The sequence below is a fragment of the Novosphingobium sp. CCH12-A3 genome (genome assembly GCF_001556015.1).
GTDB lineage: Bacteria > Pseudomonadota > Alphaproteobacteria > Sphingomonadales > Sphingomonadaceae > Novosphingobium > Novosphingobium subterraneum.
Map to the genome: position 1 here is coordinate 1 of NZ_LSIA01000204.1, position 23,439 is coordinate 23,439.

Genomic DNA, 23,439 nt, shown 5'->3' on the forward strand with positions numbered 1-23,439 from the left:
GTGTCGCGGGGACGTGGAAGGACCTGACCGACAACGTCAACCTCATGGCGGACAATCTGACGGGCCAGGTCCGCAACATTGCCGAGGTGACGACGGCCGTCGCCAAGGGAGACCTTTCGAAGAAGATCACCGTCGAGGTGCGTGGCGAGATCCTCGAGCTGAAGAACACGATCAACGTGATGGTGGACCAGCTTAACGGATTTGCGTCCGAAGTGACCCGCGTGGCGCGTGAGGTGGGCACCGAAGGCCGGCTGGGCGGACAGGCGCGGGTGCCCGGCGTCGGCGGAACGTGGAAGGACCTGACCGACAACGTCAATGCCATGGCCGGCAATCTTACCGGCCAGGTGCGCAACATTGCCGAGGTGACGACGGCTGTCGCCAGGGGAGACTTGTCCAAGAAGATCACGGTGGACGTGAAGGGCGAGATCCTCGAACTGAAGAACACCATCAATACGATGGTCGACCAGCTCAACTCCTTCGCCTCCGAAGTGACGCGCGTGGCGCGCGAAGTGGGCACCGAAGGTCGGCTTGGCGGCCAGGCACAGGTCGAGGGTGTGGGCGGAACGTGGAAGGACCTGACCGACAACGTCAACGCCATGGCCGCCAACCTGACCGGGCAGGTGCGCAATATCGCTGAAGTGACTACGGCCGTGGCCCTTGGCGACTTGTCCAAGAAGATCACGGTCGACGTGAAGGGCGAGATTCTCGAACTGAAGAACACCATCAACACGATGGTCGACCAGCTCAACTCCTTCGCCTCGGAAGTGACCCGCGTGGCGCGCGAGGTGGGCACCGAGGGCAAGCTTGGCGGACAGGCCCATGTGCGCGGCGTGGCAGGGACATGGAAGGACCTGACCGACAACGTGAACCTGATGGCCGACAACCTGACCGGCCAGGTTCGCAACATCGCCGACGTGACCACTGCTGTCGCCAAGGGCGACCTGTCCAAGAAGATTACGGTGGACGTGAAGGGTGAGATCCTCGCGCTCAAGAACACCATCAACACGATGGTCGATCAGCTCAACGGCTTTGCTTCGGAAGTGACCCGCGTGGCGCGCGAAGTGGGGACCGAGGGGAAGCTTGGCGGCCAGGCGCAAGTGCCGGGCGTGGGCGGCACCTGGAAAGACCTGACCGACAACGTGAACTTGATGGCCACCAACCTGACCAACCAGGTTCGCGGCATTGCCGACGTCGTTACCGCGGTTGCGCAAGGCAACCTCAAGCGCAAGCTGACCTTCGACGCGAAGGGTGAGATCGCCGCTCTGGCCGAGACGATCAACGGGATGATCGAGACGCTTTCGACGTTCGGCGATCAGGTTACCAACATGGCCCGCGAAGTCGGGGTCGAAGGGCGGCTTGGTGGACAGGCGCGCGTGCCGGGTGCAGCTGGCCTGTGGCGCGACCTGACCGACAACGTGAATGCGATGGCCACGAACCTGACCAATCAGGTGCGCTCGATCGCCGAGGTGGCAACCGCGGTGACCAAGGGCGACCTTACCCGTTCGATCGCGGTCGAGGCTTCGGGCGAGATGGCCGCGCTGAAGGACAACATCAACGAGATGATCCTCAACCTCAAGGATCAGACGCTCAAGAATGCCGAGCAGGACTGGCTGAAGACCAACCTGGCCCGCTTTTCGCGCATGCTGCAGGGTGAAAGGGATCTTGCAACGATTTCGAACCTGATCATGTCCGAACTGGCCCCGCTGGTGAACGCGCAGTACGGCGTTTTTTACGTCACGAGCCGCGACGACGAGGACATCCGGCTCGACCTCGTCGCCAGCTATGGCGCCGAGAACCACGGCGAGCTGCGCCACCGCTTCGGGCTGCGCGAAGGCCTGATCGGCCAGGCGGCGGCGGACAAGCGGCCAATCCGGCTGTCCAAGGTCCCCGGTGACTTCATCCGCATCGGCTCCGGCCTCGGCACGGCAGCACCGGCCAATATCAATATCCTGCCCGCCCTGTTCGAGGATGAGGTGAAGGCGGTTATCGAGCTCGCCTCGTTCGAGGAGTTCAACGAAACCCACCACAGCTTCCTTGCGCAGCTGATGGAAACCGTCGGTATCGTTCTTAACACGATCGCCGCGACCATGCGGACCGAAGGATTGCTCGAGCAGTCGCAGTTGCTGACCCAGGAACTGCAGGCGCGGCAGACCGAACTGACGCGCAAGCAGGAAGAACTCCACGCCACCAACGAGGAACTGCAGGAGAAGGCCCAGCTCCTCGAGAACGAGAAGAGGCAGGTCGAGGCCAAGAACTTCGAGATCGAGATGGCGCGTCGCGCCGTGGAAGAGAAGGCAGAGCAGCTTGCGCTGACTTCGAAGTACAAGTCCGAGTTCCTTGCCAACATGAGCCACGAGCTGCGCACGCCGCTCAACTCGCTGCTGATCCTGTCCAAGCTTCTCGCCGACAACCAGCAGGGCAACCTCAACGAGAAGCAGACCGAGTTTGCCCGGACGATCCACGGCGCGGGGACCGACCTTCTGAACCTGATCAACGACATCCTCGACCTCTCGAAGATCGAATCCGGCACGGTCTCGATCGAGATGAGCGACATGCCGATGGTCGCGCTCAAGCAGCACATGGAGCGCACATTCCGCCAGCTCGCGTCCGAGAAGGGCCTGTCGTTCGATGTCAGGTTTGACGAAACCCTCCCGGAATCGATCCAGACCGACGAACAGCGTCTCCAGCAGATTGTCCTGAACCTGCTGTCGAACGCCTTCAAGTTCACCGCCGCCGGAGGCGTGACACTTTCCGTCCGCAAGGCGCGGGAGGGGTGGAGCCCCAGCCACCCGGTGCTCGGCGAACTCGATGCGGCGCTGGAGATCGCGGTCAGCGATACCGGGATCGGCATTCCCGAGGACAAGCAGAAGCTGATTTTCGAGGCGTTCCAGCAGGCAGACGGAACGACGAGCCGCAAGTATGGCGGGACGGGCCTCGGCCTGTCGATCAGCCGTGAAATCGCACGGCTCCTTGGCGGCGAGCTTCAGGTGCGCTCGGTTCCGGGGCAGGGCTCGACATTCACCCTTTACGTACCGCTAAACGCCGTGGCGACTTCGCAGGCCCTGCTGGCAGCGGCATCGCCAGAGCGCGATCCGGTCGTGAACTATTCTCCGCCGGACGATCGCGAGCAGCTCAACGGCAATCCGTTCGTCCTCATCGTCGAGGATGATCCGACGTTTGCCACGGTCCTGCTGGAACTGGCGCACCATGCCGGCCTGAAGGGCGTCATTTCCTCGGCTGGCTCCGGGACGATCGGATTGGTGCGCAAGCTCCGTCCGAGTGCGATCACGCTGGACCTTGGATTGTCCGACATCGACGGTTTCGTCCTGCTCGACCTGCTGCGACACGAGCCGGACACTTCCGGCATTCCCGTGTTCGTGATTTCCGGAGCGCAGCAGGCGGCGCATGCTCTCAACCTCGGGGCGGCAGGGGTCATAGAGAAACCTGCCAGCCACGACGAACTGGAGGCGCTGTTTTCCCGGATTGCGAACTTGTCCGGGGACGAGCCCAAGCCGGCCGCTGCGCCGGGGCGGGCCAGGAAGCCCAAGCTTGGCGAAATGCAGGCGCTGGGAGGAAGTAAAGTCCTTATCGTCGATGACGATATCCGGAACATCTACTCGCTCACCAGTGTTCTTGAGGCCCATGACGTGCAGGTGGTGCACGCCGAGAGAGGGGCTGAAGGCATCCGACTGCTTGAAACTACCGAGGACATCGATGTCGCGCTGATCGACATCATGATGCCCGAAATGGATGGCTACGTGACCATCCGGAAGATCCGCTCCCTTCCGGCAATCGCAGACATTCCACTTGTGGCGGTGACGGCCAAGGCGATGAAGGGCGACCGCCAGAAGTGCCTTGATGCAGGTGCGTCGGATTACATCTCGAAGCCTGTCGACATCGATCTGCTACTCGCGCTGCTGCGGGTGTGGATCGGACGGAGCCGGGCCAATGCCTCGTCGGTTCAGGCGATGCTCGTGCCGCCTCGCAGCGGCGTGCTGCAATGACCACCGAAGCAACGAAAGAGCGGTCATGCGAGGCAGTTGGCGAGGAACTTGTCCCGTCTGCCCGCATCCTCGTCGTCGATGACGACGAGCGCAACCTGCTCGCGCTGACGCAGGTTCTGGGCGATCTGGGCGAGGTGGTGACGGCAACGTCGGGTCGTGATGCCTTGCGCCATCTGCTGGCCGGCGAGTTCGCCGTGATCCTGCTCGATGTGTTCATGCCTGGGATGGACGGATACGAGGTTGCAGACCTGATCCGGCAACGCAAGCAGACCGCTCGCATCCCGATCATTTTCCTTTCCGCCGTGAACAAGGAGACCGAGCACCTGATTCGGGGGTATGCGATGGGCGCGGTGGACTATGTGTTCAAACCGGTCGATCCTCTTGTCCTGACTTCGAAGGTCAGCGTCTTCGTCGATCTGTTCGAAATGAGGAAGCAGGTCGAGGCGAGAAGTCGCGCGGAGCGGGAGCTGCGCGAAGCGGGGTTCCGATCCGAGCTCGAAAGGCTGCGGATCGAGAACGAGCTGCATTCCGCGCGGGCGCGACAGGCTGCGGTGCTGGAAGCGCTGCCTCTCGCCCTGTTCGAAGCTGTCAGCGATGGCACCGGCACCTTGGTCCGCGAATTTGTGGCAGGCGATCTGGCCAAGCTTGCCGAACGCGAGGCATCTGCCATCGAGACAGGTGACTTGCGGTGGGAGGATCGCATTCATCCTGATGATCGCGGCGCATTGCAGGTGGACCCGTCAAGCGAGGTGTTCTCCGCGGAATATCGCTGGATCAGCGACGAAGGAGGCCACAAGCACTTCATCGAGCGGGCAGTGCGCATCTCCGAGGAAGGCGCTGACGACTCGAGGTGGGCGGGAACCCTGTTCGATGTGACCGATCGCAAGAAACTTGAGGCGCAGCTGCTCCAGGCCGGAAAGATGGATGCCTTGGGGCAGCTGACGGGCGGAGTGGCGCACGATTTCAACAACGTCCTGGCAGCAGTGCTCGGCGGTGCCTCGCTCCTCGAAAAGCGGGCCAGACTGGAAGATCGCGAGCGGCAGGTCCTAGATCAGGTACGCGCGGCGGCAGAGCGGGGCGTGGCCCTGGTGCGCCGGATGATGGCGTTTGCCCGCAAGCAGGACCTCTCGCCTGTCTACCTGCCACCATCGGAAGTCTGCGACGCCGTTATCGGGCTTGTGCAGCAGACGCTGGGCGGAAATGTCGAACTGGTGTGGAACTGCGAGGAAACCGAGCTGGTCCTCTTCGCCGATCGCTCGCAGCTTGAACTGGCGCTGGTGAATCTCATCATCAATGCGCGCGATGCCATGCCGGGAGGCGGCAGGATCGCGGTCTCGATAGCCGTGGTACCTGCGTCGTCGGACATGCCTTCTTTCCCGGCGGCAAGCTATCTTTCCATCGAGGTACGCGATGCAGGGACAGGCATTCCACCGGCAGTCCTCGAACGCATTACCGAACCGTTCTTCACCACCAAGGAAGTCGGCAAGGGCACTGGGCTCGGGCTCTCAATGGTGCTGGGCTTTGTAGAGCAATCCGGCGGCAGGATCGAGATCGACAGCATCGTGGGCGAAGGGACTTCAGTGCGCCTGCTCATGCCCGCCGTCCGGAAGCCGGAGGTCGCCGAACGACTTGTCGAGGTAAGCCGCTCTGCACGGCCTGTCAGCCTTCGTCGGATCCTCGTGGTAGATGACGATCCGACGGTGGGCACGATCATCGCAGAGCAGTTGCGCGAGCTTGGCGCGACCGTACAATGTGCATCGAGCGCCGCAGAAGCGTTCGATCTGCTGCGTTCGCCTGTCGAACCGTTCGATCTGCTCCTGACCGACTACGCCATGCCGGGCGCTAATGGACTTGAGGTCATCGCGCAGGCCCGAGCGCTGCATCCTGACCTCCCGTGCGTGCTGATGACAGGTTACGCCGACGACAGTCTGGGCGCCTCCTCGCCAGATGCCACGCACCTTCTCCGCAAACCGGTTTCGGTGGAGGACCTGGAGGCCCTGTTGAGCGGAGAGGTTGCAGCGTGAGGCCGTCGCAGTTGCGGGCAATAGCAGCATGACTGGGCGGTCATGAAGGATCACGACAATGCCCGAACGCTCGCATTTGCTGCAGCCAATTTTCGCTCGGCGTGGACAGTTGAACTGCTTTGCCTGCTCCAGGCAGAGCCCGAACGAACGTGGCCTTTCGCCGACATCGTGACGGCAATGCGGGCGAGCGAGTTGGTGGTGCAGCAGGGTATCGACGCTCTCGTCGGCGCTGGGCTGGTCGTCTCGGACGCTGCCGGAGCGGTGCGTTACGCTGCCCCTGCCTCTCTTGAAGATACCGTTGAACAGGTGATCCGCCTTTACAAATCGGCACCCGACAAAGTCCGCCGCGCCATCGTACGGGCCAATTCCCCGAGCATGGTCGCGTTTGCCGACGCTTTCCGCCTGAGGGACGAGAAATGAACCAGTGGGCACCACCTCTCGTCTACCTGCTGTGCTTCCTGACTAGTACAGGTTGCGCCGTTCTGCTGCTCCGAAGCTATCTGCGCAGCAACTTGCGCCTGCTGCTGTGGAGCGGGATGTGCTTCACACTGCTCGCTGCAAACAACCTCGTGGTGATCTTCGACATGATTCTGCTGCAGGAGTACGACCTGCGTTTGCTTCGCCTGGTTTTTGCACTCGCCGCCGTTTCGGTGCTCTTGTTCGGGTTCATCTGGGAGCAAGAGGACTGATGGAAACCCTGCTCTCCTTCATGGCCGGCGCCATCACATTCGGCTTCTCAGTGGCGGCGCTGTTCTTCTTTCGGTTTTGGCGCAGCACTGGTGACGGACTGTTCGCAGCATTCGCGGTTGCATTCCTCCTGCTCGGCGCGGGTCAGGCGATGCTGGCGCTCATGGAGGTCGCGGAAGAGGAAAGAAGCTGGCTGTATCTTGTCAGGCTTGCTGCGTTCCTCTGCATCATCTTTGCCGCCCTGTACAAGAACCGACGCCAGAGGTGAGCGGTAAATGTTATCGATTCCGCAAGTGATCAACAAAAGGTAGGAATCCATCCCGTCAAACTGGACCTGGAACGTCAAGGGTTAAGGAGTTGCCGCCTGTTGGGGAGGGGCGTCGATTACAGCCCCGTTCCAGCCTATCCATTACAGCATTAGATCCTGACGGATCAGTAACCCTTGCTGGGACACCCGAACATTCAGAACGCCGTTTGCTACCTCGGGATCGACGTCGACGATGCAATTATTCTGTCAGCGCGAACGGAGAATTGAATGCTGGGCCATCGGGCCTGGGAGGGATCGGAGGTCTGACGCGAGACATTGGAGAAACTAAGTCATGTACTTATGGACTTTGGGACTCCCTTCACCGCTCCAGCGTGACCGCTTTGATCATGTTCGTCGGGCAAGCCAACTTTCCGGCCTTGTCAGATAAAGATATGCGCCAGGGAGACGGGGTGGTCCGGCTATATGGCGTTCTCCCGTGGGACCTTGGGGGGCAGAGCCAACGGTGGCCTGATGGACCCTGCGCTTTCACCGAACGCGGACTTGCTCGCGCAGTGCCACCATGTTCGTGCCGCCCAAGGTGTGCTACGCGGCGACACCGTTATCGAGTTGGGCTGCGACCTCCCTCCCTTCCGGGCCGATCCATGAGAACCATTCGGCGTAAGGATGGCATTCGGCGAAGACGACCGGGTGTCCTGATCCCGGGCGCCCGTTCCACTGCGTTACCGTGACTTCAACGGCGGTTCGACCCGGATTCCATTCGAGGCCAACCCGCACGAGTGGTGCCGCCGGACTTGCTGCTCGACCTGCCTCGGCCATTGCCCAGTCGATCATTCTGCGGTCGCTTTCAGGAAGGAACTGGGTGACCATCGAATGGAATATGACGCGCCGCTCACCCTGCGGCTGCTGCGCGGCAAGTTCGCGGACAAGCCATTCGCCGGCGCGGCCCCGTTCGACCTGTGGGGGATGGACCCGGGCGATCGCGATAGCTGCCCGCAGGCGCTCCGATCGCACTTGCTCGCCAGGCCAGATATAGGCGTGAAGCCGCTCACTGTCGGCGTCACGGCGCACGTCGAGGGGGTTCAGGTCCACGCCCTTTGCGCTGGCCAGATCGATCCGTTCGCCTTTGGGCGACGGGCCGATCCAGCGTGGCGCAATGGATACAGCACTGGCAGGGTCACCCGTGCCATGCGTGCCCAGACGCAGAGAGTAGTGTCGGAGATTGAGGTTCAATCCGGCGCTCGATCCCAGTTCGAGCAGGTGGGTCGGCATAGGCGCGCGCGCGTCCAGCTCCATCAGCACTGCGGCAAGGCCGGCTACGCGTGCCACCTCATTGGTCTGGGTCGGTCCGCTCATCCATTCGAGCAGATCTGCCTCGCAATCGTGGAGCGCCATTGACAGCGTTCTGTCGAGCAACGAGGGTTCGGGCGCCTGGGCAGGCTGCGCTCGGCTGTAGATTGCAGCAAGGCCCGGATATTTGCCTGAGCGCGCCAGAGCGTGAAGTCCGGCATTCAGGCGGAAAATCACGCCAGCGCTGGCCAGGTCGCCCGGCCAGGTGTCAATCGCATGGGCGAGGCTCGGTGCCTGCGGAAGGACCCGGGCCGCGCTCTCGAGGACGGCTGCCACAAACATCTTTCCGAAGTTTCGCGCCTTTTGCGCTTCCACTGCGAGCTGCGCTGCGCCGCGCCCTGTCGCGAAAGCCGAAGCGGCAAATGGTTCGGCAAGGGCAGCGATCGGCAAGGTTTTGTCTTTCATGGTGTCTGACGGCGGGGCAACCACACCCTAGAAGGTCGTCCTCAATTATTCGAATGCCGAGAATTGCGGATTTTCCGTATCCTGCAATAAATATTATGTTAATATGTTATAATTCAGTCGTATCATTACGTAATATTTTGATCGTCGTGACTTAACGACCGGTGATTATTGACCCTCAAGGAAGATAAATCAATTGAGGGATTTTATGCATACCTGGAAGCTTTTTGCTACCACTTTGCTTGGCTGCAGTCTCGCGGCTCCGGCTTTCGCAGAAGACCTGAGCGAGGCCGGCGACACGCCCTCGGTCAAGCGGACCGAAACCGTGTCCGGATCGACAGCAGCCGGAAAGACGTTCAGCACCGGCGTCGCCAAGGGGCGCGATCTTCTCGACACTGCCATCTCGGCCAGCGTGATCGACGAAAGCGACCTGGCCAAGTTCTCGGTCAGCTCCATTTCCGGCATCATGCAGAACATTCCGGGCATCCGGTCGCTGACCTCGGACGTCGATGGCTACTCGTCGATTACCGTCCGCGGTCTACCACTGGCAGCCGATGGTTCGAAGTACCTCCAGCTTCAGGAAGACGGCCTGCCTGTGCTGGAATTCGCTGACATGCAGTTCAACGCCGCGGACCGGTATCTGCGGGCTGACTTCAACATATCCCAGATTCAGTCGATCCGCGGCGGATCAGCCTCCACATTCGCGTCCAACTCGCCTGGCGGGGTCGTGAACCTGATCTCGAAGACGGGCGAAATCGAAAGCGGCAATTTCCAGGTTTCCAGCGGAATCGGTCACGATCTCAAGCGAATTGACTTCGATTATGGCAGTCCTCTGGGCGACAATTGGCGTTTTCACGTCGGCGGCTTCTACCGCGAAGGGGAAGGACCGCGCGATTATGGGTACACCGCCTACCGCGGCGGTCAGATCAAGCTGAACGTGACGCGGAACTTCGCCGGTGGCTACGTTCGCATTTATGGCAAGTACCTCGACGACCGACAGCCGAACTATGGAACGCAACCGGCGCGGATTACCGGGACGGATGAAGCGCCGGTCTTCGCCAGCATCGCTGGAACTCGCCTGGCAGGTGACGGCTATGGCTCGCCGCTTGTCGCGGGTTACCTTGGCACGGACGACCAGAACAATCCCCTGAACCGCAGTCTTGAAAATGGCATGCGTGCGATCGTCAAGGCGATCGGGCTGGAAACGCAATTCGAGATTGCCGACTGGACTGTCAGCAATCGCTTCCGGTTTGCCGACATCAGCGGCGATTTCAATCAGGTTGATTCCATGCTTTCCGCGCCGTCGGCGGTGATATCGACCATCCTGGGCGGCCCGGGCGCCAGCCTGACCTACGCCGCCGGCCCGAATCTCGGGCAGGTCCTCGCGCCCGGTAACCAGATCAACGGCAATGGCCTCGCCAGCATCAATCTGCTGCTGAACATGAACCAGAAGTCGAACGATAACATCACCAACGATCTGCGAGCGTCACGCGTTTTCGCCCTCAATGGCGGCAAGCTGACTGTCAGCGGCGGCATTTACAACGCCATTCAGGACTACAATGTCGACTGGAGCTTCACCAACGCCATTTCCGACGTCGTCGGGAACGGACGGATGGCGCCGCTTGACCTGCGCAATGCCAGCGGGACGCTGCTCAGCCAGAACGGCGTGTTTGCCTACGGCTTCGGCTTCGGACAGCCGCGCGCTTACGGCAATTACAATTTCGACACGAAGTACCGCATCACTGCGCCATATGGCTCGATCAACTTTGCGACCGGCAAGCTCTCGATCGGGGCGAGCTTGCGTTATGATCGTGGCGACGTGAGTGGGAAGGTCATTACCGACGAACTGGTTGCTCCCTTCGATATCAACCGCGATGGCGCCATCGCACCAGTCGAATCGACGGTTGCCGTGCTGCCGCTGACAAGACCGATCCGGGTTGACTACAATTACGGCTACTTGTCGTACTCGACCGGGGTCAATTATCGTATAGCCCAGCCGCTTTCAGTGTTTGCCCGCTACAGCCGCGGCGGACGCGCCAGCGCGGATCGCGTCCTGCGCCCTGGATCGCTGAATGCAACGACTGGCCAGCTTGCCAATGATGCCTTGAAGTACGGAATCGTGAAGCAGGCGGAAGCGGGTGTAAAATATCGCAACGACGGTGTCGGCATCTACGTGACCGGCTTTTGGGCATCAACCGAGGAACGCAATACCCAGTTGGCCGCCGACAAGAACGGCAACGTCATCGTCCTGGACGTGGTGCGCGAGTATTCTGCAAAGGGCATCGAACTCGAGGGTGAATTCAAGCGCGGTCCCTTCGGGCTGGCCATCGGCGGGACCTGGACCAAGGCAAAGATCGTCAAGGATGCTGATTTCCCGGAACTCGTCGGGAACGTCCCACGCTACATTCCGTCACTTTCCTTCAATGCCCGGCCGACCGTCGAGTTTGCGTCCCTGGCTTTTGGAGCTGTGATCAATGCCACCACGAGCAGCTATGCGCAGGATACGAACCAGCTCAAGCTGCCCGGCTACGTCGTCGTCAGCCCGTTTGTGCAGTTCCATCCGGCACAGCAGCTGACGCTTGCGGTCAACGCCTTCAACGTGTTCGACAAGCTGGCTGTCTATTCGGCATCGACCAGCACCATTCCTGCATCGGGGATCGCCAACATCCGGACGCTGAACCCGCGCACGGTCACCGGCTCGATCCGCTACAGCTTCTGATCCTCGGGTGGCTCGTTCGTCCGCGGGCGAGCCACGATCGACACCAAGGCGATAACGCCCGACAAGGAAACCACACTCGTGTTCGACCGCATGAACATTCCGCGCCGCCTCGGCTTCGCTTTCGTCGCGCTGAACGTGACAGCAGCCCTGATGATGGTTGTCTTCGGCATCAGCCTGGCGATGGTGTCGAATGTCAGTGCGCGCAATACCGAAAGCCAGGCAGTCCTGGCCGATACCTTGGCACTGGAGACCGCGCTGCTGCGGCAGAACAGCCAGTTCCGTGGTTTCCTGGTGACCGCCGACGAAAGCTATCTCAAATCGTATCACGAAGGTCGTGTCGATTACGACAAGACATCCGCTGCGCTGGAAGCCCGACTCACAGAGCCGGAGCTTCAGGACCTTGTGCGTCGCTCCCGCACCGAAACACTGAAGTGGCGCGAAAGCTGGGGCGACAGGTATATCGCCGTCGTCAAGGCCGGCCAGCGCGATGCGGCGCAGGAGGCGGTCCGTGCGGCAGGCAAGGCCGTGCTGGTGAGCGATGCCGTTTTGCCACTGCGCGCGGTGAAAGATGCCAAGACCAAAGAGATCACCGAGGAGACGGCGCGGCAGGAAAGCGCGATCATCTTCGCGTGGATAGCGCTGGCAATCGGCGGTGCCACCCTGATTGGTCTTGCCCTCGTGCTGTCGCGGCGCCTTTCGCGGTCTATCGCCGTTCCGCTTTCGGACCTGACCGAAACGATGACGGCGCTTGCCGACGGCCGGAATGACGCGCCCATTCCCGGAACCAGCCGTGCCGACGAGCTGGGGGACATGGCTCGCGCGGTCATGGTCTTCCGCGACGCCGCTCTTGACCGCGCCCGCGCCGTGGCCGACCGCGAGCGAGCCATGGCGCAGATCGGCGAGCGCCTCTCAGCCGTTGCCCAGGCGGACCTTTCGGTGCGCATTGCTGGCGTCCCTCCGGCATTCCAGACAGTGGCGGACGACTTCAACGAAGCGATGGAGCGTCTTTGCCAGGCCATGGGACTGGTGCAGGACAGCATTGTCGCCATCAACCTGACATCTTCCGAGATCCAGCAGGCCACGACCGATCTCGCGACCCGCAGCGAACAGCAGGCGGCGAGCCTGCAGGCATCATCGAGTGCGATGGAGCACCTGACGACCCAGATCGAGGACTATGCCAAGATCGCTGCACAAGTCAGCGGATCGATGGTCGAGGCGCGCGGCGAGGCGGAGAATGGCGGAATTGTCGTCAGCAAGGCGATCGAGGCGATGGATAACGTGGAACGTGCCAGTGCCGAGATTTCCGAAATCACCACAATGATCGACGGGATCGCCTTCCAGACCAACCTGCTCGCGCTCAACGCAGGCGTCGAGGCAGCGCGAGCGGGTGAGGCCGGCAAGGGTTTCGCGGTCGTCGCATCGGAAGTGCGCGCGCTTGCGCAGCGTGCGACAGAAGCCGCCAACGCGATCAAGCAGCGCGTCGAGGCGGTGACGAGCCACGTCAGGTCGGGCGTATCGCTGGTCAACGAGACCGGTTCGGCTCTGGAGACGATCATCAGCCGCGTTGGCGCGGTCACTTCGTCGATCTCGACCATTGCCGAGACGGCGGGCGAGCAGAGCATCGCCTTGCGCAAGATCAACGGTGCGATCGGTGCGATGGATCAGATGACTCAGCAGAACGCGGCGATGGTCGAGGAAACGAACGCCGCGACCAAGAACCTGAGCGAGCAGGCCGGCCAGCTTGCCAACGCCTTTTCCAGCTTCCGCATCGGCGGCGAAGTGCGCCGCCTCCCGACACCCGTCCTGCCACGAGTCCCGACGGTGGCGCCGTCATGCGTCAGGGCGACAACGCCTGCGCCGTCGGTCCCGCTGGCGACAGGCAATCTCGCTATCGACAACGACTGGTCGGAGTTCTGACAAGCGAATTGCAGATGCGCTAAGCGGCACGACCTGCCAAATTGGGGTGGCGCTGGTTCTGCTGGCCCTGATAGACGGCCCGCCAGACGAGTGCGATGGTGTGCCAGGCGAGCAGGCTGGGGGCCAGGATGTTCAGGATCGGCCGGACGAACATGCCAAGGCCGATGCCGTGCTGGACGGTCACGGTGTGCCCGGCAAAGTAGCTGTCCTGGATCATCGACGGTATGGTCGAGAAGACGATCTCACCCGGAAGGGACAGGACATAGGCGATGACGATTGCGGCAGGGCGCAGCCAGCCTTCCCAACGCTCCATCATCACGAACAACAGGATGAGGGAGGGGGTGTAACCGCCGGCTTCCGAAGTGATCAGGGCAAGGCTGACAGCCAGCAGCGTGGCGCGGTGTGCCGGCACCGCCTGTGGGCGGAACCAGATCGCGGCGGCGCCGAGCACCATGCTGGCCTGACCCAGCCGGAGAACGAGTGAAATGATCGGATCACCGGTTTCGACCAGTTGCGAACCGATCAGAGCGGTGATGGGGAAATCGGTGCTGTTCAGCAGTGATTTCATCGGGATGAAGGTCGCCGGATACCAGACATCAAGGACACTTGCGGCATTGAAGCCGCCCGAAAAGGCGGTGATGTTGCGGACGATCTCACCCGGCGTACCGATGCCGAGCATGGCAAAGGAGGCGAGATAGACGGCAACGAAGGCGATTGCGCCGCCTTCGAACCAGCGCCAGCGGCGACGGAGCAGTTGTGCCGCCAGGGCTGCCACCAGATAGACCTTGAGATTGATCGCTACGGCAAGGCTCAGCCATCGCAGGCGGGCCGACTTCAGCAACGGGCCAAAGGCCAGGATCATGCAGGCAAAGGCAAGCAGGATGAGATTGCCGCGCTCCAGTCCATAAAGCAGCGGCATGCCCGCCGTGAGCGCGAAGGACCGTGGCAGTGCGGTGCGCCGGTCCAGCCTGGTGAAAGCGAGCGCGGCCAAGACGATATCCAGAAGATAGAACCCGTGGATCGCGGCAATGCCAAGCCAGTCGCAGGAGCGGACCTCGAGCCCGGCCGTCGTCTGCCCGTAGCAGGATGCAAGGCTGAGGGGGCGCAGGACGACGAACGAAAGCGGCGGGTAGATCGAGGCCCAGCTGTCGTAGATGCCGCGGTCATGCGCCCACCATGCGGTGTTGAACCAGTCCATCCAGGTGTCGGAAGACTCGTAGAAGAACGGCTGCGGCAGATAGCCCCGCGTGACCAGGTGCCACATGTTCCACACGGTCATCGCGGCGATGAGCGCGGCCATCGCCCATTCGAAGCGGAGCCCTGCGCGTCTGGCCATGATCACGAGGCCGAGGGCCGGAAGACCCAGCGTTTGAGGACGATATAGTGCAGGACGACTACCAAGGCGGTGGTTGCCGCCCCTGCGGCATAGGGATCGGCCAGGTAATGGGAGGCCAGGCGCAGTACGAGCAGGTTGACGATATAGTTGCCGAGGTAGGACAGCACGAAGCGGAGTTTGGCAGGGGCGCTCCCGATAAAAACGCCACGCGAATAGGTGACGTAGTTGAACGCAGTGCCAAGGACATAACCGATGGCTTGCGCCAGGTAGCGATCTAGGCCCAGCCAGACCAGGGCGGCATAGATGCCGAAGCCGAAGGCTGTGTTCACGGCTCCGGCAACCAGATAGCGTATAATCTCCAGCATACGCGTGCGGGGCATGTCAGTAGTCTTGCGGGAAATTGTAGCGTTCCCGTTCGTGGACGAGCGGGGCTGCCCGGGTCCTCTCCGAAATTTGGCGAACATGGTCACCCATCAGGCCGAGGAAGCCGGAGATCAGGGAAACCTGCGCCTGCATCACGCTGCCGATCAGCCATCCGGCGATAGGGCGCCCGGTAAAGAAGGCGATGCCTGCGCCAACCAGCATGGCCAAGGCGATCACGATGCCGACCACCCCGAAGTAAAGCGGCACGCGCAGAAGCCGCTTGGAGGAGCCGGTCAACCCCGTCACCGCAAAATCGAGCAAGGTGAAGAAATTGTTCTTCGACGCTCCACGCGCGCGGGGGGGGCGGACGTAGCCGATGGTCTCGAGCGGGAAGCCCGTTTCGACCAACAGTGCGCGATAGAACGGTTCAGGCTCGTTCAGCGCCTTGATCGCATCGACCACGCGGCGGCTGTAGAGACCAAAGCCGGTGGCATTGGGAATGGTCTGGAAATCGCCGAAGTTCTTGGCGAGCCAGTAGGACAGGCCGCGGACAAGGCGCAGCACGGTTCCGGAGTCCTCGGCTTCACGGACGCCCAGCACGATGTCCACGCCTGCCCGCCAGCGCTCCACAAAGTGTGGCAGCAGGGCGGGGGAGTCTTGGAAATCGGCACACATGCCGATGACCGCTCGCCCACGCGCAGCGAAGATGCCGTGCGTCGGGGAGCGCATCTGCCCGAAATTGCGGGTGTTGACGATCAGTCGGATGCGCGGATCGCGCAGGCACATTTCGCGGATGATCGGCACCGTGCGATCGGTGGAGCAATTATCGATGAACAGGATTTCGAAGCTCGCTCCGGTCTTCTCAAGTTCAGCGATCACCGCAGCGGCAATGGCCTGCGCATTGAGTTCCTCGTTGTAGCACGGGATGACGACCGAGATGTCCTCGATCTCGGGGGCTCCTGCCGAGGCAGAGGTGAGTGCCGGTGCAGTGCTGGCGCAGGTCATTGCGCTGCCTTTCGGGGCTCTGCCGGTGGGGGGCGCAGCTTGTAGAATTCCACGGCCAGCCCGAGCAGCAGCAGGAGCAGGCCTATGGCCAGAGCGGGGAAATTGTACTGGCGGTCGGGATCGACATAAGCCGGTTCGAGAATGCGGATGTTCGCGGTAGAGGTCAGGTCCTCGACCGAAGTGCCCTGCAGGAAGCGCTTGTAGTTGTCGTAGAGCGACTGGGCGACATCAAGTTCGCGTCGCAGCCTCAGGCCCTTGGTTGATTCCTGCACGACCTGCCCGACCGAGCCGCGCTGCTGCGGCTGGGGTTCGGCTGCGAGGGCGCGGCGCCGCAGCAGTTCATCCAGCTCCACCCGGGCACGCTGGACAAGGATGTTCTGGTCCGTCGCGAAACGGCGCAGCGCATTGAGTTCGGACTGCTTGGCCTCGATCTGCGCATCGAGCGCCGGGACCTTCTTGGCCACCTCCTGGACGGCGGACTGCGGATCGCCATAGCGGGTGTTGAGGCGGAAAGTGTCGAACTCTGCCTGCGCCCGGTCGAGGCGTTGCGCTGCCTGATCGACCAGTTGTTCCAGAATGCGGCGCTTGTAGGCAGTCTGCTCACGCGAGATCACGCCAAGCTGTTCGCGCACGGCATCGGCATAAGTGGCGACCACTTCGCGCGCGAAATCGCCGTCACGGCGCACCAATTCGATCTCGATGATGCCGCCGCGCATGATGCGGACGTCTACGTTCTTTTCGAGCCAGCGCAGGCCTTGCGTCTCGTTCAGACCAAGGCGCTCGCCCAGCTTGACGCGCTTGGCGACGAGCTGGCGCACATAGACGCTGCGCGCGACCTTCAGGCTGACTTCGATCGCCGTCTGGTTGCCGAAGATGTTGGCACCGGCCCCAAGCTGGCTCAATGTCCCGGACAGGCCGAGCGTGGACGGGTCGCTCGGCGTCAGGCTTACCGCGGCGCGGTAGTTCTGCGGGTAGACCGTGAATACGGCACTGACCGCCAGCGCGACGGCGAGACCGGTGCGGCGGACGCGGTCGTTGCCGATGATGCGGCCGCGCGCGAGGGTGCCGACGAGGCTTTTGCGCGGTGTCATCACTTGATCGCCGCAAGGGCAGCGGCACCGATGCCGGCCTGGAAGATGATCTGGGTAATGTCCTTGATCTTGGCCAGCAGGGTCGACGATTGCGTGCGCACCGGTACGAACAGTACGTCCCCTGGCAACGCGGTGGCGTTCAGAGCGCCTCTCCGTTTTGTTTCCACTGCGCCATTGGCGTGGACCACGAAGATCGCGCCCTTGTCGGCCGAGCGTTGGACGCCGCCAGCCGATTCCAGATAGTCCTTCACCTTGCCGGTGCGTGCCGGCTCGAGCAGGAACGAGGCCGGCCGATAGACCGCGCCGAACACGCCCACCGTATCGACGCGCGGCGGAACGATGATGCGATCGTTGTTTTCCAGCACGACCGTCTCGGGCAAGGCTGTCGCGGTTGGCGCGATGTCCATCACCAGACGCCCGTCGGGCTCTGCCGAGCGCATCCTTTGCAGCAGGGCCCTTGCCGATGCCAATTGCGCTTCACGGTCGGGCTGGCTTTGCGAGGCATAGCCGGTGAGGGCGGCCGCATTGACCATCTGTTCCAGCTGTTCGACCGCAGCCCTGAAGCTTTCGCGCTGTTGTTCGCGTACCGTGGCGCGGCTGAACACCGTTCCGTAGACGAATGCCCGGCTCGTGAAGCCCCCGGCAAGACGAACGACTTCGCCGACCGATGTGCCGGGGGCGACGAAGTAATTGCCGGGGCGCTGGACTTCGCCTTCAAGCCGCACAAGTACGGACTGCTTCTCGATCGGGCGGGCAAGGCTGCCCTTGGCGAGGATCTGCAGCACGTCGCCGCCTTCGGCCGGGGAGAGGGCAAGCTGGGCGCGGGGCAACTCGCGGCTGCCGATGCTATCGCGGTCTGCCAAACGGTAGAGGATGACGCGATCGGGATCTGCAAGCTGGTTCGGGCCACCGGCGTAGGCGAGAAGATCCTCAAGCGTTTCCTGCCCGCGCAGTTCGTAAATCGCTTCCTCGTTGGCGCTGCCGATCACGGCGACTTGCTTGCCCACCGGGGGAACGAACAGCACGTCTTCGTTGCGCAGGATCGGATCGCGCGAGCGATCGCCCTTGCGCAGGATGTCGTAGAGATCAAAATCCTGCACTTCCTGACCATTGCGGTAGAGCTTGACGCTGCGCAGGCTGCCACCCGCGTTGGGGCCACCGGCGGCGATCAGGGCGCCGAGCAGCGTAGACAGCGAGTTTACCGTGTAAACGCCGGGCTGCTGCGCGAAGCCGGTCACGAACACCCGGATGCCGTGCAGCTTCTTGATGCTGACCGACACGTCGTAGCCGCGATATTGGGCGCCAATGGCCTGCGAGACATGCCGCTTGAGATCGCGATAGCGGACCCCGATGAGGCTGACCTCACCGATATTCGGGAGGAAGATGCGCCCGTTCGCGTCCACCGGGAATTCGGCGCTGCCGACGACTGACCCGGTCAGGTTGATCGCGATGACATCGCCCACGCCGATGGGATAATCGGGCGGAATGACGAGAGCCGAGGGCACGGAGTAATCGGTGGCGCTGGGCACCAGAAGGTCTGCGCCGAAGCGGGGGACCTTCCTACCGGCCATGCTCGCGAGGAACTGTTCGAATTCGCTCAGCTTCGGTTCGGGGCGCTTGGCGTCGTTGCTGGAAGAGGCACGGTTTATCTTGTCGGTGCCGGACCCGGACGAGCCTTCGGCGGTGACGTCGCGCTCGCTGCTGCTTCTCGTGGTCTGTGTGATGTCGAGCGGCGTGAACTGGGTCGATGTCGTGGCGCTTTCGCTCTCGTCATCGTCGCGCTGCCCGCTCTGCTGGGAATTCTGTTGCGATTCCTGTTGTGCGAACGCGGGCGCAGCAAGGGCCAGCAGGCTCCCTGCGATTGCGGGAATAATACCCCGCGCGAAAGGCACGGGGCGACCGGGAGGGGGGCTGATGGGCATGACGCTTTCTTTTCTCGATCAGGCTGGAGCCGGAACGCCGGAAGCAAGGGTTTTGGTGTGCGACTGTCCGAGCCAGTCCATCGTTTCTCGGATGCCCTCGATCAGCGGCACGCGGGCAATCCCGTGCGACCTGAGGACGGCGTCGTAGCTGGCGTCATCGCCGTGATAGATGTCGGCATCGGTCGCAATGATCGCCGCGCGGTCAACTCCGCACCCCGGAACCAGGCTGGCGACGAGCCGGGCGATGTCCCCCAGCTCCATCGGCTCTCCACCGCTGTCGAAACATGAGACGCCTTCATCGCGCAGCATCATCGCCAGGACGAGGCTCAGCAATTCGCGCAAGCTGGCATAGGCTCGGACCACCTGACGGGGGCTGCGCACTGCAACGGGCCTGCCGGCCAGCGCATCGAGAATGAAGCTGGCAATGGCATAGGCTTCGGGCTTGTTGATGCGGGGGCCAAGCAAGGCATAGATGCGCACGATGGCGGCCGTGGCCTGGCGTTCGTGTGCCCACGCGGCAAAGCGCTCCTCCTCTTCGAGCTTGAGCTGCCCATATAGTTTGAGCGCACCTTGGGCGCTGCCGGCTACGACTTTTGCGGCGGCACCGGACGAGGCGACGAACAGGCCCGTGGTGCCAATTGCGTCCAGTGCGGCAAGCACTTGCCCGGTGATGGCGCGATTGGCAGCGGCGTAGTCACGTTCGTCCATTGCCACAGCACGATCCTTGGTCAGGAAGGCGGTGTGAAATACCCACGTCGGCGCATGGGGAAGGTCGGTGATGGAAGAAAGCGCAGCTTGCGGCAGAGTGCTGCCATCAGCCAGCGCCAAATCTCTGGCGCTCGATCCGAAAGCGCGGACCCGTTGCCGGAGAACGTCCGGGCCAAGCGCCGCGCTCAACAGGTCGAGCAGGGCAAGGCCGATCCATCCGCCCGCACCGGTGATGACGATGCGATGCCCATCCTTGCGCAGAGCCTCTGCCACGACTGGGTCAAGCATGGGCGCCCGCCAGAATGGTGCCGGCAAGATCTCTGAATCCGTCAAAGCTGCGGTCGGGGTTGGGGATGTAGTCTGCCTTGGCGTAGCCGTGGGTGAGGAACATGAACGGCATGCCGAGGCGGTCGGCGACAGCGTGATCGATCTCGCTGTCGCCAATGAACAGGCAATCGCGCGGCCCCACCTGCAGCGCTTCAAGGACTGCTTCAAGCAGATCGGGTGCAGGTTTCGCCGGAACACCCTGGCGCCCGCCTACAACCGAAGAGAACAGGTGCGCGAGGTCGGTGTCCGCCAGAACCTTGTCGACAAGCTGTTGCGGCTTGTTCGAGCAGATTGCCAACGTGAAGCCTGCCTCGCGCAGGGTGATCAGACCGTCTTCAACATCGGCGAAAAGCGAGCTTCGCTCGGTTCGCTTGGCGGCATAGCGCGCGCGGAATTCCGCTATTTCGTCGTCGGGATCGGCACAGGCGCTACCGAGCAGCGCGGCGACCATGCGAGGGCCGCCCTCGCTCATCCATGGCCGGGCAACCTGCGGATCGACGACGAGATTGCTGCCACGGTCACGCAGCATTTCATCGAGGATCTCGACGCATATGGCGCAGCTATCGACGAGCGTGCCATCGAGGTCGAATATCAGCGATTTCTGCACCCCCGACATGGCCTATCTCAGGATGGTGCAGGGGCTCATCGCCTCTGCCAATTCGGCATCGCTGAGGAATGGCGACAGGTCTTCAAGCGGTGGCGACACCATCGAGCCGTCGGCGAGGCGACGGCTGGACAGCTTCGGTTCGAATTGCTGAGTCTTGTCGATCATCACTTCGCAGAGCTGTGGGCCGGGGGCGTCAAGCGTCGCCCGAATTGCTGATGACAGCTCATCATCACGGCCCGCCTTGCGCGCGGGGATGCCGAAGCCTTCGGCCAGTCTGGCGAACTCGGGGAATGTGAGGCCGCTTTCGGGGCCACAGCCCACAGAAAAGCCGCTGAAGTGCGCGACCTGGGACTGGCGGATCGAATGGTAGCCGTCGTTATTGAGGACGAAGATCTTGATGGGCAGTTCTGCGCCGACGATCGTCTGCAATTCCTGCAGGTTCATCATGATCGATCCATCGCCTGCCAGGCAGACGATCCGCTTGGGTGTTGCCCCCATGGTGGCCGAACCGAAGTATGCACCGATCGCTGCGGGCAGGTCGTATCCCATGCTGGCGCAGCCGGAGTTGGTGTAAAGCCGCTGACCCGCCTTGATCCGTGCCGCCTGGAATATCGTGACGCAGGCCGTACCGTCTCCGGTGACGATAATATCGCCTTCGTCCAGCTCCTCGAACAGGGCCTCTGCAAAGACGTAAGGGTTGATCGGTCCGGTTTCGGACCTCATCGTATCAAGAACGGCGGGGTAACGGGCGGACCGTTCGCGGCTGCGGGCGAGGTAGGCCGCTCTTTGGGCTTGGCCGGTCGGCGGGAGCGGGATGGTCTTAGCTGCTGAGAAGAACGCGCGCAGATCGGCGTGGATCGGGCGGTGCAAACGCAGGGTCGGCTTGGCGAGCTCGGCGCTGTCGATGTCGACCATGGCGATGCGCGCGTTGCGGGCAAAGCTGCCGAAGTTGTAGCTGATCTGGCGGATGTTCAGCCGGCTGCCAAGCACCAGCACGTAGTCCGCCGCCTGAACCGCGAAGTTCCCGCCACGGTCACCCACGCTGCCGGGCCGCCCCACATAAAGCGGGTGGGCGTCGTGCAAGGCATCGTGCGCATTCCAACCGGTCACGACCGGAGCACCGAGACGTTCGATGAATTCGAGAAACGCTGCGTGCGTGCCGGACAGTCGCACACCTGCGCCCACGAAGATAACCGGGCGTTCCGCTGCGGTGATTTCCGCCAGCAGTGCCCCGACTTCCGCTTCAAGATCAGCGCCTTCAAGCGCGCCGGCCTCTACTGTGGTGTTGATCGGCAGGTCGGCCATGTCGTCTTCGGACGCAGGATCATATGCTGCCAGCGCCTCGGGATCGACCGAGGCCGCCTGGACGTCGATCGGCACGTCGATCCACACCGGGCCCGGCCTGCCCCTGCGGGCGAGGTGAATGGCGCGTTCGACCACACGGCGTGTGTCCTGCGGGTCCTGCAGCAGCACGGCATACTTGGCGATCGGGCGCGCCATCGCGACAATATCGACTTCCTGATCGCCAAGCTGGCGCAGGGGGATCTGCGGATAGTTTCCTGCGATAGTCTCGCGCTTCACCTGCCCCGAAACGACGATCATCGGGATGGAATCGACATAGGCGCCATAGACGCCGTTAAGAGCGTTCACGCCGCCCGGCCCGGTCGTCACGTTGACCAGGGCCGGGCGTCCGGTCAGACGCCCGTAACTTTCCGCGGCAATGGCGCAGGCCTGTTCGTGGTGGGAGAAGATCTTGCGCAGGCCTGCTTCCCGGCCGAACGCATCGTTCAGGTGCATGGCACCTCCGCCCGTGAGCATGAAGCAATCGCTGATGCCATGCTCGACGAGCAGACGCGCGATCAGGTCTGCAACACGAATAGTCTGCGCCATGGGATCAGGCTGCTTCCGCCGTGCGGGCAGAGACTTTCTGGCGGGCTTCCATCATCTCGATGCGAGCGGAATCTTCCTCGGCAATGCCGCGGTAGAAATCGCGCTTGTTCTTCAGCCAGAGCAGTTCGAACTCGATGGCGAGTTCCATGCCGGCCTGAGCGCGGCCATCATCCGCAACGACTGAATCGAAGACCACCTTGCGGGTTTCGAAGCGATCAAGTCGGTGGCGGCGAGCGCCTGAGAGAAGCGGAATCGAATCCGGGCTGACACCGCCGCCCACGACCAGTTCGACGCCGCGGATGCGAGCTTCCTGCGCCACGCGGTTCACGTAGGCAGTCATTTCCGGCGAATTGACGAAGCCTCGATCCTTGCCAAGTGAACCGGCAAAATCCACGCGGCCGAACACGAAGCCCACCTTGCCGGCCTGTGCGACGCTGCCGAGTTCCTCGAGATGCTCGAAGGTTGCCGCAGTTTCGACGTTGAACAGGAAGGACATGTCCTCCTGTTCCTTTGCCGGAAACACCTTGTTCTTGGCAGCGATGAACTTGCTGAGCGCGTAGGGCGTTTCGACCATCGGGGCGATGATCATGTCGACGCCGTACTGGCGTGCTTCGATCAGATCACGGATCGCCTCGCACCCGCCGATCTTCAGTGCCACCTTGAGCCCGGCGCGGCGCGCCAGTTCGAGCAGGCGAAGAAATTCGTCGGATCGTGTGCCTTCCGCTTCGAATTCCGCCTTGACCGCAACGAAACCGAGATCTTTCCGTCCCTTTTCGAGAATGGCAAGCATCTGTTTTTCATAAGTATTCATCTTGTCATCCT

17 protein-coding genes are annotated in these 23,439 nt (G+C 62.4%); 7 read left to right on the plus strand and 10 right to left on the minus strand.

The genetic code is table 11. The features are described 5' to 3' along the window. From AX703_RS15390 to AX703_RS15410, 5 genes are all read left to right on the plus strand, one after another. A partial coding sequence (locus tag AX703_RS15390) for a HAMP domain-containing protein (RefSeq protein WP_062345306.1) occupies window positions 1–4,004 on the plus strand: 4,004 nt, incomplete at its 5' end. Then, a complete protein-coding gene (locus AX703_RS15395; RefSeq protein WP_082734634.1) occupies window positions 4,001–6,028 on the plus strand; it encodes a response regulator in 2,028 nt (675 codons plus the stop codon). The genes AX703_RS15390 and AX703_RS15395, both read left to right, overlap by 4 nt. A 42-nt stretch (window positions 6,029–6,070) precedes the next feature. After that, the gene (locus AX703_RS15400) at window positions 6,071–6,448 is read left to right on the plus strand and encodes a hypothetical protein (protein ID WP_039331751.1); all 378 of its coding nucleotides are present in this window, start codon (window positions 6,071–6,073) and stop codon (window positions 6,446–6,448) included. Next, window positions 6,445–6,717 (plus strand): DUF5985 family protein, encoded by a 273-nt coding sequence (locus AX703_RS15405; protein ID WP_062345310.1) that lies wholly within the window; start codon window positions 6,445–6,447, stop codon window positions 6,715–6,717. The genes AX703_RS15400 and AX703_RS15405 overlap by 4 nt, the downstream gene beginning before the upstream one ends. Then, the gene (locus tag AX703_RS15410) at window positions 6,717–6,983 is read left to right on the plus strand and encodes a DUF5985 family protein (protein WP_039331754.1); all 267 of its coding nucleotides are present in this window, start codon (window positions 6,717–6,719) and stop codon (window positions 6,981–6,983) included. Before AX703_RS15405 ends, AX703_RS15410 begins: the two co-directional genes overlap by 1 nt. Window positions 6,984–7,565: 582 nt before the next feature. Here AX703_RS15410 and AX703_RS15415 read toward each other — a convergent pair. After that, complete coding sequence (locus AX703_RS15415; RefSeq protein WP_062345312.1) at window positions 7,566–8,735, minus strand: DUF2332 domain-containing protein; 1,170 nt, start codon at window positions 8,733–8,735, stop codon at window positions 7,566–7,568. Between the two features lie 205 nt (window positions 8,736–8,940). Between AX703_RS15415 and AX703_RS15420 the strand changes: the two genes are divergently transcribed. After that, window positions 8,941–11,451: a TonB-dependent receptor domain-containing protein gene (locus tag AX703_RS15420; protein ID WP_062345314.1), complete on the plus strand. Its 2,511-nt coding sequence runs from the start codon at window positions 8,941–8,943 to the stop codon at window positions 11,449–11,451. A 78-nt stretch (window positions 11,452–11,529) separates the two neighbouring features. Next, window positions 11,530–13,368, plus strand: coding sequence for a methyl-accepting chemotaxis protein (locus tag AX703_RS15425; RefSeq protein ID WP_082734631.1), 1,839 nt, complete (start codon window positions 11,530–11,532; stop codon window positions 13,366–13,368). 19 nt (window positions 13,369–13,387) lie between these two features. On the opposite strand, the gene AX703_RS15430 is transcribed toward AX703_RS15425, so the two are convergent. Genes AX703_RS15430 through AX703_RS15470 form a run of 9 tightly spaced genes read right to left on the minus strand, consistent with a single transcriptional unit; the run spans window position 13,388 to window position 23,428 of the window. Then, entirely contained in the window at window positions 13,388–14,704 is a 1,317-nt protein-coding gene (locus AX703_RS15430) for a glycosyltransferase 87 family protein (RefSeq protein ID WP_062345317.1), read from the minus strand. 2 nt (window positions 14,705–14,706) lie between these two features. After that, on the minus strand, window positions 14,707–15,069 hold the full coding sequence (locus tag AX703_RS15435; RefSeq protein ID WP_231735562.1) for a GtrA family protein: 363 nt from the start codon (window positions 15,067–15,069) through the stop codon (window positions 14,707–14,709). A 16-nt stretch (window positions 15,070–15,085) separates the two neighbouring features. Beyond that, the gene (locus tag AX703_RS15440) at window positions 15,086–16,072 is read right to left on the minus strand and encodes a glycosyltransferase family 2 protein (protein WP_062345321.1); all 987 of its coding nucleotides are present in this window, start codon (window positions 16,070–16,072) and stop codon (window positions 15,086–15,088) included. After that, complete coding sequence (locus AX703_RS15445) at window positions 16,069–17,163, minus strand: hypothetical protein (RefSeq protein ID WP_062345323.1); 1,095 nt, start codon at window positions 17,161–17,163, stop codon at window positions 16,069–16,071. The genes AX703_RS15440 and AX703_RS15445 overlap by 4 nt, the downstream gene beginning before the upstream one ends. Continuing rightward, window positions 17,163–19,085, minus strand: coding sequence for an SLBB domain-containing protein (locus tag AX703_RS15450; RefSeq protein WP_062345325.1), 1,923 nt, complete (start codon window positions 19,083–19,085; stop codon window positions 17,163–17,165). Before AX703_RS15450 ends, AX703_RS15445 begins: the two co-directional genes overlap by 1 nt. A gap of 18 nt (window positions 19,086–19,103) precedes the next feature. Then, complete coding sequence (locus AX703_RS15455) at window positions 19,104–20,081, minus strand: NAD(P)-dependent oxidoreductase (RefSeq protein WP_062345327.1); 978 nt, start codon at window positions 20,079–20,081, stop codon at window positions 19,104–19,106. Further along, window positions 20,074–20,736 carry an HAD family hydrolase gene (locus tag AX703_RS15460; protein WP_062345329.1) on the minus strand — a complete coding sequence of 221 codons (663 nt, stop codon included), beginning with the start codon at window positions 20,734–20,736 and terminating at the stop codon, window positions 20,074–20,076. The genes AX703_RS15455 and AX703_RS15460 overlap by 8 nt, the downstream gene beginning before the upstream one ends. A 3-nt stretch (window positions 20,737–20,739) precedes the next feature. Further along, window positions 20,740–22,617, minus strand: coding sequence for a thiamine pyrophosphate-binding protein (locus AX703_RS15465; protein WP_062345331.1), 1,878 nt, complete (start codon window positions 22,615–22,617; stop codon window positions 20,740–20,742). Between the two features lie 4 nt (window positions 22,618–22,621). Beyond that, a complete protein-coding gene (locus tag AX703_RS15470) occupies window positions 22,622–23,428 on the minus strand; it encodes an aldolase/citrate lyase family protein (RefSeq protein ID WP_039331766.1) in 807 nt (268 codons plus the stop codon). Between the last annotated feature and the right edge of the window lie 11 nt (window positions 23,429–23,439).

Coding starts and splice junctions, on each gene's coding strand:
- AX703_RS15430 (WP_062345317.1), bottom strand. CDS start 14,704: ATGGCCAGACGCGCAGGGCTCCGCTTCGAATGGGCGATGGCCGCGCTC.
- AX703_RS15445 (WP_062345323.1), bottom strand. CDS start 17,163: ATGACACCGCGCAAAAGCCTCGTCGGCACCCTCGCGCGCGGCCGCATC.
- AX703_RS15395 (WP_082734634.1), top strand. CDS start 4,001: ATGACCACCGAAGCAACGAAAGAGCGGTCATGCGAGGCAGTTGGCGAG.
- AX703_RS15405 (WP_062345310.1), top strand. CDS start 6,445: ATGAACCAGTGGGCACCACCTCTCGTCTACCTGCTGTGCTTCCTGACT.
- AX703_RS15400 (WP_039331751.1), top strand. CDS start 6,071: ATGAAGGATCACGACAATGCCCGAACGCTCGCATTTGCTGCAGCCAAT.
- AX703_RS15470 (WP_039331766.1), bottom strand. CDS start 23,428: ATGAATACTTATGAAAAACAGATGCTTGCCATTCTCGAAAAGGGACGG.
- AX703_RS15440 (WP_062345321.1), bottom strand. CDS start 16,072: ATGACCTGCGCCAGCACTGCACCGGCACTCACCTCTGCCTCGGCAGGA.
- AX703_RS15450 (WP_062345325.1), bottom strand. CDS start 19,085: ATGCCCATCAGCCCCCCTCCCGGTCGCCCCGTGCCTTTCGCGCGGGGT.
- AX703_RS15420 (WP_062345314.1), top strand. CDS start 8,941: ATGCATACCTGGAAGCTTTTTGCTACCACTTTGCTTGGCTGCAGTCTC.
- AX703_RS15455 (WP_062345327.1), bottom strand. CDS start 20,081: ATGCTTGACCCAGTCGTGGCAGAGGCTCTGCGCAAGGATGGGCATCGC.
- AX703_RS15410 (WP_039331754.1), top strand. CDS start 6,717: ATGGAAACCCTGCTCTCCTTCATGGCCGGCGCCATCACATTCGGCTTC.
- AX703_RS15435 (WP_231735562.1), bottom strand. CDS start 15,069: ATGCTGGAGATTATACGCTATCTGGTTGCCGGAGCCGTGAACACAGCC.
- AX703_RS15460 (WP_062345329.1), bottom strand. CDS start 20,736: ATGTCGGGGGTGCAGAAATCGCTGATATTCGACCTCGATGGCACGCTC.
- AX703_RS15465 (WP_062345331.1), bottom strand. CDS start 22,617: ATGGCGCAGACTATTCGTGTTGCAGACCTGATCGCGCGTCTGCTCGTC.
- AX703_RS15415 (WP_062345312.1), bottom strand. CDS start 8,735: ATGAAAGACAAAACCTTGCCGATCGCTGCCCTTGCCGAACCATTTGCC.